Origin of the sequence: Candidatus Agathobaculum pullicola, from assembly GCF_052117205.1 — a bacterium.
Classification (GTDB): Bacteria; Bacillota; Clostridia; order Oscillospirales; family Butyricicoccaceae; genus Agathobaculum; species Agathobaculum pullicola.
Window position 1 is genome coordinate 1 of sequence record NZ_JBQKJP010000091.1, and the last position, 2,155, is coordinate 2,155.

2 protein-coding genes and 1 pseudogene are annotated in these 2,155 nt (G+C 47.9%); 2 read left to right on the forward strand and 1 reads right to left on the reverse strand.

Annotation, left to right across the window (positions count from 1 at the left end; all coding sequences use genetic code 11):
* Positions 1-677: 677 nt before the first annotated feature.
* Positions 678-1,076 carry a tyrosine-type recombinase/integrase gene (locus ACTQ3V_RS15450; RefSeq protein WP_441468276.1) on the reverse strand — a complete coding sequence of 133 codons (399 nt, stop codon included), beginning with the start codon at positions 1,074-1,076 and terminating at the stop codon, positions 678-680.
* A gap of 490 nt (positions 1,077-1,566) precedes the next feature.
* Here ACTQ3V_RS15450 and ACTQ3V_RS15455 point away from each other — a divergent pair, with 490 nt between their 5' ends.
* Together ACTQ3V_RS15455 and ACTQ3V_RS15460 are read left to right on the forward strand one after the other, a co-directional pair.
* The gene (locus ACTQ3V_RS15455; protein ID WP_441468275.1) at positions 1,567-1,854 is read left to right on the forward strand and encodes a hypothetical protein; all 288 of its coding nucleotides are present in this window, start codon (positions 1,567-1,569) and stop codon (positions 1,852-1,854) included.
* Positions 1,855-1,937: 83 nt separating this feature from the next.
* A pseudogene (locus ACTQ3V_RS15460) lies at positions 1,938-2,054 on the forward strand (helix-turn-helix transcriptional regulator); the annotation flags it as partial.
* Positions 2,055-2,155 lie beyond the last annotated feature (101 nt).

The following is a 2,155-nucleotide window of genomic DNA, read 5'->3' on the forward strand; positions in this document are numbered from 1 at the left end:
GATATGGCCCCCTCTCGTCAAGTTAAGTGTAGCAACTCAACTTTAACCGATGAGGCCTTATCCTTCATCCCTTTTTTATTCAACTGTCCAAGATGTATTGTACTCCTACAGTATCGGCCACTTGTTCTTGTTCAACGCGGCTTGACAATCCCGCTTGATATGGATATACTGAATATAGAAAAAGGGCACTGTCGACAGACGATCAGCCCTCAGAATCTTTAGTCAAATGGCCGCTGACTTGTCGAGGGTGCAGCGGTCATTTCGCATATATGGTTAGTATGTATAGCAAACATGCAGTGCATACAATGAAACGAACGAGTTTCGACCACACAAGCTATCACCCCCTTTCGCAAGGGAGTAGCTGACCGCCTGCCGCCTGGTGACAGTGCCTTGAACAGAGTATAACAGAAAACGATAAGTGAAACAAGATAGAGCGTTAGGGAAATAAAAAAGTTTCCCTTTAATTTTCCCTTATGTCGGTAGGAGGCGTCAGAATATATTGGAATGAAAATGGAAAGATTTCTGTCGGGTTATCTGAAAAAACGGTTGCTTTGGGAACGATTCGAACAGCATAGGATGTGGCCGGCATAATTCAAATCCCTGACTCTCCGCCAGAAATGCGGTATTAAACTTTGGTTTAATACCGTATTTTTTATATCTTAAGTCATTTTCAGAACTTATTTTAGAATTCGTATTTTTGCTATCGTCGTTGGACCCTTATTTTTACCCTGATTTTTCTGTACGGTTTTGGGATCATCACCGGACTGAGACGAGATGGTGGCGCGGTGAAATATACTGTGAATGTTGATTGCAGCGTTGGGGGATAACCCCCTAGCGCCCTCCGCCTTGCTGCGCACCAGATTGTTGAGGAACGCCTGTACCATGACGGTGTTCAGCTCAGACAGACGGACATAGCCGAAAGCGGGCTTCAAGTGATTCTTGATGGTCACCAGATGGGGATATTTGGTGAACGGCTTGATGTTCTCGGTGTACTCGTTCAGCCGGATATCCAGCCATTTTCCTACACGGCATTTGGACGGCTCCAGATAGCTGCCCTCGTCGATCTCAGATGTGATTTTTCGTAACCGTTTGCGAACCTCCTGTTACTATATATTTTCCCTTGGTTTATGGTAGTCAACCATAAGCATGGGATATCTCATTGCCTAAAATGTCAGAATAGTGGGGCAATGGTCTGACCTTCACCTCAAAGGGCTTTTACGCCCGTCGCGAAGCCAGTCAACCACCCTCTTATTCGCAGTGTTCGATTTGTGCAGGTAGAGCCACAAGCGTTCGAGTCAGCAAACAGATAGAATCGACAATGGATAAGATGGTTTTGTTCATCGCAAATTCCAAACAGGAATGATCTTCATGAACGAAATAGGTATTGACGTTTCCAGCAAGAAGAGTACGGTAGCTGTTCTCGCCGATCAGTTAAGGCCTCTTGATGGTGAAACTCGTGTCGTCATGGAGCACTATGGGCGCTACTATGAATTCATCTGGTGGGCGTGGTATGCGTGGGGATAGTGCGGACTGCGGCAGGATTTCCGTCTGCTTAAGCTGAACCGCATGACCGGACTCTCGGCGGGCGCGTCTTTTTCACCCCGTCCCGCGCTGCGGCCCGATCTGGAACCAACGCGCGTATTTCCCGCTCAACATCAGGTCGCCGTAGCCGCTATGGAGGAATACGCCAAGGCACAGGACTATGCAGCAGACTTCGGAAAAAAACGCTTCCATCACGAGGTGTATTTAAGCAATGCGCGGCGGTGTAAGGCGGAGCGGTTGAAAGCCGGCATCCGGCATCCGGTGAAGCAGGCGCTATATCTGGATGATTTGCGGAGGGAATTGCTGAAATAGCACATGTTACTTTGCATTGCTTGCGGCAACGGGCCATTTTTCCTATAATGACGATAACACCTAAGCGAAAGGAGTTATCCCTTATGTTAAACGAAAGCATTAAAGCCATCCGAAAATCAAAAGGGCTTTCCCAGCAGGAACTGGCAGTCAAGCTGAATGTGGTGCGGCAGACCATATCGAAGTGGGAGCAGGGAGTTTCCCAAAGTTAAAGATACCACATCAATCCCACGCGGACTTTTGCTCAACCGATACAGCCGGAGGGCTGGATAACAAGAAAAGGCGGTATGCGCCCCGTGGAGGG

Coding starts and splice junctions, on each gene's coding strand:
- ACTQ3V_RS15455 (WP_441468275.1), top strand. CDS start 1,567: ATGACCGGACTCTCGGCGGGCGCGTCTTTTTCACCCCGTCCCGCGCTG.